The sequence below is a fragment of the Sphingobacterium sp. T2 genome (assembly GCF_000814685.1).
Taxonomy (GTDB): Bacteria; Bacteroidota; Bacteroidia; order Sphingobacteriales; family Sphingobacteriaceae; genus Sphingobacterium; species Sphingobacterium thermophilum.
In genome coordinates this window covers 1-7467 of sequence record NZ_JXAC01000173.1, presented here as the reverse complement: position 1 = coordinate 7467, position 7467 = coordinate 1, and the positions used below count along the sequence as shown (strand labels likewise).

General features: G+C 39.1%; 10 protein-coding genes. 4 read left to right on the top strand and 6 right to left on the bottom strand.

Annotated elements, in window-relative coordinates:
* Nucleotides 1-416 precede the first annotated feature (416 nt).
* The 3 genes from SD31_RS11095 to SD31_RS11085 all read right to left on the bottom strand — a co-directional run bounded on the left by SD31_RS11095 (nucleotide 417) and on the right by SD31_RS11085 (nucleotide 2204).
* Nucleotides 417-824: an NUDIX hydrolase gene (locus tag SD31_RS11095; protein ID WP_039054164.1), complete on the bottom strand. Its 408-nt coding sequence runs from the start codon at nucleotides 822-824 to the stop codon at nucleotides 417-419.
* Between the two features lie 69 nt (nucleotides 825-893).
* The gene (aroB, locus tag SD31_RS11090; protein WP_039054163.1) at nucleotides 894-1961 is read right to left on the bottom strand and encodes a 3-dehydroquinate synthase; all 1068 of its coding nucleotides are present in this window, start codon (nucleotides 1959-1961) and stop codon (nucleotides 894-896) included.
* Between the two features lie 36 nt (nucleotides 1962-1997).
* Nucleotides 1998-2204 (bottom strand): RNA-binding S4 domain-containing protein, encoded by a 207-nt coding sequence (locus SD31_RS11085; protein WP_039054162.1) that lies wholly within the window; start codon nucleotides 2202-2204, stop codon nucleotides 1998-2000.
* A 105-nt stretch (nucleotides 2205-2309) separates the two neighbouring features.
* On the opposite strand from SD31_RS11085, the gene SD31_RS11080 reads away from it, so the two are divergent.
* Both SD31_RS11080 and SD31_RS11075 read left to right on the top strand, forming a co-directional pair.
* Complete coding sequence (locus SD31_RS11080; RefSeq protein WP_039054161.1) at nucleotides 2310-3500, top strand: proline dehydrogenase family protein; 1191 nt, start codon at nucleotides 2310-2312, stop codon at nucleotides 3498-3500.
* A gap of 37 nt (nucleotides 3501-3537) precedes the next feature.
* The gene (locus SD31_RS11075; RefSeq protein WP_039054160.1) at nucleotides 3538-4143 is read left to right on the top strand and encodes an HAD family hydrolase; all 606 of its coding nucleotides are present in this window, start codon (nucleotides 3538-3540) and stop codon (nucleotides 4141-4143) included.
* Here SD31_RS11075 and SD31_RS11070 read toward each other — a convergent pair whose 3' ends face one another.
* The 3 genes from SD31_RS11070 to SD31_RS11060 form a co-directional block, all read right to left on the bottom strand.
* Nucleotides 4144-4578: a hypothetical protein gene (locus tag SD31_RS11070; protein WP_039054159.1), complete on the bottom strand. Its 435-nt coding sequence runs from the start codon at nucleotides 4576-4578 to the stop codon at nucleotides 4144-4146. It lies immediately after the preceding gene.
* Nucleotides 4579-4623: 45 nt separating this feature from the next.
* The gene (locus SD31_RS11065) at nucleotides 4624-5352 is read right to left on the bottom strand and encodes a hypothetical protein (RefSeq protein WP_039054158.1); all 729 of its coding nucleotides are present in this window, start codon (nucleotides 5350-5352) and stop codon (nucleotides 4624-4626) included.
* 144 nt (nucleotides 5353-5496) lie between these two features.
* Nucleotides 5497-6111 carry an RNA polymerase sigma factor gene (locus SD31_RS11060; RefSeq protein ID WP_039054165.1) on the bottom strand — a complete coding sequence of 205 codons (615 nt, stop codon included), beginning with the start codon at nucleotides 6109-6111 and terminating at the stop codon, nucleotides 5497-5499.
* A gap of 191 nt (nucleotides 6112-6302) precedes the next feature.
* Between SD31_RS11060 and SD31_RS11055 the strand changes: the two genes are divergently transcribed.
* Nucleotides 6303-6812: a universal stress protein gene (locus SD31_RS11055; protein WP_039054157.1), complete on the top strand. Its 510-nt coding sequence runs from the start codon at nucleotides 6303-6305 to the stop codon at nucleotides 6810-6812.
* Entirely contained in the window at nucleotides 6763-7158 is a 396-nt protein-coding gene (locus tag SD31_RS11050) for a universal stress protein (RefSeq protein WP_197053672.1), read from the top strand. Before SD31_RS11055 ends, SD31_RS11050 begins: the two co-directional genes overlap by 50 nt.
* Nucleotides 7159-7467 lie beyond the last annotated feature (309 nt).

Here is a 7467-nt window from a genome sequence, read left to right as displayed (position 1 = left end):
AATTATTTACTAAAAATAACTATTGTCCACTAATCATTCAATATTATGTCGCAGTAATTATATCGAATAAAGTAACAGTTTCATTTCATAATTTTACGTTGTAATTGGTTTTAAAATTGGTTAATAACTACTATTTTACAGTTTTAAACAAGGTTTTTTGTTTCTCTATAAAAATATTGAAAAAAGTAAAACAAAAAAACCTTTTTATTCTATTTCTTTATCGAAAGAAATTTAAATATCCTTACCTTCTTTAAAAAAATCTTAATAAGAATTTTACAAATTGAATTATAAACATTGGGATGAAATGTCCCTATAAAACACTAACAGGGACAGTAATAAGTAAGAGGATCTATTGTTCAATGAAAAATCAAAAAATGAGGAGGCAATAAAACAGCAATATTAGAGGTTAATACTTTTTAACAGGTTAAGAAATAAGGTAGGGCAAATTCTTCCAGCAGATGTGCTAGACGAAATTCTTTATAATTTTCTTTGCTGATAAACTGTACTTCTGCCAGTTCGGCATGAGGATTAATTTTCTGACGGAGAGGTTGTTTCAACACAAATATATTACCTTGAACAATGGTGTTTTTCTCATTTACTGCATCGGTTTCGTGCTGACCTAAATAATCAAAATCTTCCGCCGTGAACTTTATGTTCAATTCTTCCCATAATTCACGCAAAAGTGCATCCATAAGTTGTTCATCCTTTTCTATCTTCCCTCCGGGCAACATATAATAGACAGAAGTTTTTTTACGTACAGTAAGCATCTCTTTCTTCTCATTCAGAAGAATGGCAGATGCAATAATTATTTTATCTCTTTCCATCCTATAAAAGTGGAAAGCAACCAAATTATATTCGGAGTAAGATATAATTTGGTTGCAAAATGTTATTATTTATTGTTGTGATACTTCAAGATAGTAGTCTAACGCAGCTACAATATCAGCTTCTTCTACATAAATATTATAAGTACAGTCGCCTATTCTTCGCAAAAGTGCAAACCCTATCTTGTTTGACTCATTCTTCTTGTCGTTTTTCATCAAGCTTAAGAAAGAATCATACTGCTCAGCTGTAAAGACATATTTGGGATATTTCGACAAAAAAGTATGAGTAATATCCTTTAACTCTCCTTCGGATAGGCCGATATATTTTGCCGACAGGTAGGCCTCACAAATCATTCCTATGGCTATAGCTTCTCCATGCAATAGCGGGTTCTGATCGTGATACAACGAATAGCCTTCGATGGCATGACCGATGGTATGTCCGAAGTTCAAAATCTTGCGAAGACCTTTCTCTTTAGGATCTTCTGTTACGATTTTATTCTTTATTTCCACCGAACGGTGAATAATCTCTGCCGAAACTGCCGACAACTCCAAATTCTTACATTGCTCATATAAGCTCTTATCCTGAATCAGACCGTGTTTAATCACCTCGGCATAACCCGATAGCAGCTGTCTGTCGTCTAATGATTTCAGGAAGGCAGTACTAATAAATACAGCCTGCGGCTGAGCGAAGGTACCTATAATATTTTTTATGTTATCTAAGTCTATTCCTGTCTTGCCACCTACGGAAGCATCCACCTGCGACAGCAACGTCGTCGGAATGTTGATAAAGTCTATCCCTCGTTTATAGGTAGAAGCAGCAAAACCTCCCATGTCGGTCACCACACCTCCTCCCAAATTGATCATGAGAGCCTTGCGGTCTACGCCGAAATCCAGCATGGTCTTCCATACTCCAATACAAAAGTCAATATTTTTATTCTCCTCCCCCGGATCTACCTCAATAATATCGTAGTGTACTAGGTCAGGCAGGAAAGACTGAAATACAGGAAGACAATGGTCGTTGGTATTTCTGTCTACCAAAATCAAAATTTGCGAATAGTTTTTCTCAGCGATCAGTGAGGGAAGTGAAGCTAAATCTTCTTCAAAATAGACGTTATATCCTAAACTTTGGATGGGTTGCATTATACTCAAGTTTTTTGTTGTGCTAATATAGAAATATTATACGACTTGAACTTTCATTCCATCAAATTCTACCACATCACCCTGACGAACTTTCAATCTTTTGCGGTAGTCTACTTCGCCGTTATATTTCACCAAACCTTCTTCTACGACACGCTGCGCCATGCCACCGTGTTCTACCCAGTTCAGCACTTTTAACAGCTGAATCATGGGAATATATTCTCCTTCTAACTTAAATGTCTGCATAATAAACAAAAATACGCCAAAAATTTACCAATAATGCCCATATCAGCGAAAAATATTCAAAATATATTAATTATCAACTACATTTGTTATACTAAGAAAGTATAGATGATGACACCCAATACTACACTAAATTTTGAGAATACAGAAATAGCTTTCCGTAACAAAAGTGACAAAGATCTTGAAAGAGCTTATTGGCTATTCAAACTCATAGGCTCTAGCACCTTGATAAAGATAGGTACGCCTATCACCAACTTTTCATTAAATATAGGTCTTCCAATCCAAGGATTAATCCGCAATACCATCTATAAGCAGTTCTGTGGCGGAGAAACCATTGAAGGTTGTGCTAAAGCGATAGAAGAGCTGGGAAAAGGAAATGTGACGACCATCTTGGATTACTCCGTTGAAGGAGAGGAATCGGAAGCAAGTTTTGATGCCTGCTGTAAAGAGGTGCTGGAAACCGTAAAATACGCACAAAAGAACAAGCTTATTTCTTTTTGTGTTTTCAAGCCTACAGGAGTAGGTCGTTTCGACCTTCTGGCAAAAGTAAACGCTCAAGAGAAACTTAGCGATACCGAACAGGCAGAATTTGCAGCAGTACTTAGACGCTGCAATGCCATATGTAAAGCCTGTTATGAGGCGGGTATTCCTGTACTTATTGACGCAGAACATTCGTGGATTCAGGATGCCATAGATGATATTGCTAGAGAGCTGATGGAGCGTTACAACAAGGAAAAACCTATTGTATATAACACTTATCAACTGTATAGACACGATAAACTTGCCTCTTTGAAAGCAGATTTTGCCTACGCCCAACAGCAGGGCTTTTATCTAGGGGCTAAGCTCGTTCGCGGAGCTTATATGGAAATAGAGCGTGAGCGTGCACAAGAGAAAGGCTATCCCTCTCCTATACAGCCGGACAAAAAATCTTCGGACAACGATTACAACAAAGCACTGATGTTCTGCTTGGATAACCTTGACAGAATAGGCTTCATGGCCGGTACACATAATGATGAAAGCTGTATGCTATTGGCTTCCGAAATGGACAAACGCGGCATACCACATAACCATCCACATATTTACTTCGCGCAACTGCTAGGCATGTCGGACAACCTGTCATTCAACCTTGGTGCCTCAGGATATAATGTCGCTAAATATATGCCGTATGGGCCTGTAAAATCCGTTATGCCTTACCTGTTCCGCCGTGCACAGGAAAACACTTCCGCAGCAGGACAAACAGGAAGAGAGCTAAGTCTCATCATCAAAGAAAAAGAAAGAAGAAAATCCCTCAAGAAATAAAATAATGGCTGTATATTTACAGCCATTATTTTTTGCTATGACCCTTAACGAGAAATTTCAGAAATTAGCTCAGATTGCCGAACCTTATAAAGCACTATTATTTGACGTGGACGGTACCTTGGCCGACAATATCGATGCACATAAAGCCGCCTATGTCGCCGTAGCGGCCGAATATGGAGTAACGCTCGACCCCGACCTTATTGACGAGACGGCAGGATGGCCTACCGTAGCTGTCGCCAAAGAAATATGCAAGCGTTATAAGGTAGAATTTGACGTTGAAGTTTTCTCCAAGCGCAAATCTCAAATATTTATCGAACGTTTTATCCTTCAGACACAGCCGGTAGAATATGTACGACAGGTATTGTTTGACAATGTTGGTAAGAAAAAAATAGGTATTGTTTCCGGCGGCAGCCGCTCCACACTCAATATTACACTGAAGGTTATAGACGTAGCAGGCAAGTATGAGGCTATGGTCTGTGCCGGAGACACCAAACAAGGCAAACCTTCACCCGAACCTTTCCTCCTTTGTGCACAGCAGCTGGGTGTAAAGCCTGAAGAGTGTCTTGTCTTCGAGGATGGCGATCCAGGAGTACAAGGAGCTATTGCCGCAGGAATGGGATGGGTACGGATAGACCAGCTTTAACTAAAAGCTGGTAATAATCCGTATTCCCGTATTCGTATAATCTAAATCCGACTTACGCATTTGACCGGCAGGAACCTTTAAATAAGGTTCTAACGAAAGGGATACTTTGTTGTTAATATTTACCGTTTTTCCTACCGAAAAATTAACGAAGCCCGCATAGCCTTTAGGATTGACATTAGGCTCCAACGACTTTACATGCTTTAACGTATTTTTATTTACCTCATTGGCTGCCGAAACAATTTTTGAGGTGGAAGATTGAAGTGAGCGCACCCCTCCGTTATCAATATATTGGGCCTGTCTTTCCTGATTTATAATACTTGAATACGAAATACCGGTAGAAACATATAGATTTTTATTGAAGCTATATGTCACTTCCAAAGGAATCTCTATAGCTTCCACCTTCCCTAATACGGCATTGATATTTGGCAACAACATGGTGCTTTGCACATCCCCATTCGTTGGTCGACTATATTTTTATTGTTATAAGGAGGAAGATTCCACCACTTCAGCACTAGAGGTCTCCAGAGGGTCTTTCATTACCCCTACCGTATATGCGTTATAGGAAGCTCCCGTTCTTAATCCGATTTTATCGGTTAGACGATAGGCTAACAACATTCCCGCTCCTACATCAAATCGATCTGAAGTCTTGTATGGAGAGACATATAATCCCAATTGGAAATTATTTCCTACCCGCATCAGCTTGTTTTTCAGTGTCGTTGCACCTTTCCCTTCATAGGCAGCATAGGCTAAGGATCCACTCTCCTGACTCAGTGTGGTATAAACTGCAGGACGTTCCTTCTTTGGTGAAGTCCCAGAAAGAGAGGACTTTGAGACTGCAGTAAGAGATGGAAGTTTCATATGCTGTAAATCTAAAGAAGCATAGACCTTAACAGAGTTAACTTCCAAAGCCTTCTCTTCCTCATCCGACGGCCACGCTATAACATGTTTGGCTATATCTCTTGTTTTCGTAGATGTTGCTTCTCTATCCACTGATACTGGTGTGTGAACACGCCCTCCATTATTAGAAACTACTGGCAGTTCACTAAGAGCTTCCCTTTGAGGAGAAGTTCCCGAAGCATTGGATTCACTAGTATATACCTTTGAGCCTTCCATAGGAACCTTTTCTGTCCGCAGGACGAAATATATGGCTGCCGATGCCGTAAGCAGCAGCGCCAAGGAAGCTGCCACCTGCTTCCAACGAGAATGCATAGGCCTAACCTTACCGGCCGAAGGGCGGTACTGTGATGCAAAACGCTCCCATGCTCCTTCACGATAAGGATAATCCTCTTGCGTTTTTTAATTTGTCTTTAATATCTTCTATAAGGTCCTTATTCATATTCTTTCACCCAGATATTAACTTACTTTTATATTTTCCATGTTGCCGAATTGTTGTTGATACAACATTCTAAGCTTTGCCTTAGCGCGTGTTAGATAGGTTCGGCATGTACTTTCGGGAATGTTGATTTGCTTGCTGATCTCCTCGTGTGAATAACCTTCAATCTCGTAGAGGTTGAAAATGATGCGCTGTATCTCGGGCAGCTTATCCAACAATTTTAGGATGTCACTAACATCCAGCTTGCTGGTCACTGTCACACTGTCATAAAGCAAGTCAGATTCATTAACTTCATCAAGATCTAAGGCTGTTTTCTGCGCACGCAGCTTGTCGATAGAGGTATTCACTGTAATACGGGCTATCCATCCTTTGAAAGATTTCTCCAAAGCTTTTTCTTCATCCAGAATCTGAAAGTTGTCCAACTTCTGAAATATCTTCACAAAACTCTCATTGACAACATCTTCGGCTTCCATTTCATTTTTCACATAGCGCAAAGAAATAGCCATCATATACCCATAAAATTTCTTGTATATGTAAGAGTGACTCCTTTCAGATGGATGCACGAGACATTCTTCCAAAGCTAGCTTTAAAGTTAGTGGACCACTCCTTTTAAATATTTTTGGAAAAATACGCACCCGTTTACCTGAAATATATGTGTTTCCCGATTCTAAAATTAATGAATTATTGTCTATAAACACCTATTTCTTCGTTTTGTTCTTATAACGAAGAGACAATAACAAACGCTACACTAAGAAGTGAGACTCCGCATTTTTCATATTGATAAATATTAAAAAATTTGGTAAATTTAATAAAGGGGGATTGAGTTATGAAAAATATTCTTTTGCCTACGGATTATTCTGCCACTGCGAATAATGCGTTTATATATGCACTTCATTTAGCCAACAAATTCGGCGTAAAGTTATATGTGTTATATTCTTATACAGCTCCGGTATTGTCTGCCGTACATGCCGGACAGCCGGAGATGCTGTCTACAGTTTATCAGGAGATAGAACAGTCCAAACACGAGTATTCACAAAGGAAGAATAAGGAACTGATTGAGCTGGCAAAGCAGCACAACTTAAACACCGATAATACTTTCTTTCTTTTCGAAAACGACACGGTGTTAGGTAGTGTAGCCAAAACAATCCAGGATCAGGATATAAGTCTTATCGTTATGGGTGTTCGCGGCAACAATGCAGAAAGTCAGAGCACGATTGGAAGTAATACGGCCTCTGTAATAAGGAACATCCAACTTCCGGTACTCGTGGTTCCGCGTAATGCGTCATATGAAGAAATTAATAAGATTGCCTTTACAACACTCTTCAGAGAGAAATGATTTCGAACCGCTTAAGCAGATTGTTGATATCTCCAAGATGGTGGAAGGTCACGTCTACTGTGTGCACGTTCAGAATGAAGATTCCAATACTGTCAGCACGCTAGCACAGTCCAACAGTTGGTCCAATTATTTCAAAGAGCACAACGTAGATTTCGTTATCCTTGATAAAAAGGGTACAATAGAAGAAACCATAAACACATATATTTCACAAAACAATATAGATGTGTTGGCAATGGTGAAAAGAAACAGAAACTTCTTCGACCGACTTATACGCTCGAGTCTGACAAATAAGATGACATTGCATTCGGAAATACCTATCTTCGTATTTCACGAACATAAGGACTAAAATGGATCTAAACGCGATAAAGGAAAAATTAAAAAAAGATCAGTTACTGGATGACTGAAATAAGTAAATACACCAATCTTGTGGACGAAAGTATGCGTCAACAAGGCTATACTTTTTTTCGTTTCCCTTAGGGACCAGAGAAATCAAGGTCGTATTACCAGCACCCTTCATCATGAAGAAATTTTTTACGTAAAAATCATCCACGCCTAACATACAGTATATTACTTAACAATAAGCATATCATGTACTACAAATAGCGTTATAAATATATATACGCTATTTATCAGTCGGTAAGACTTGAAATATCTA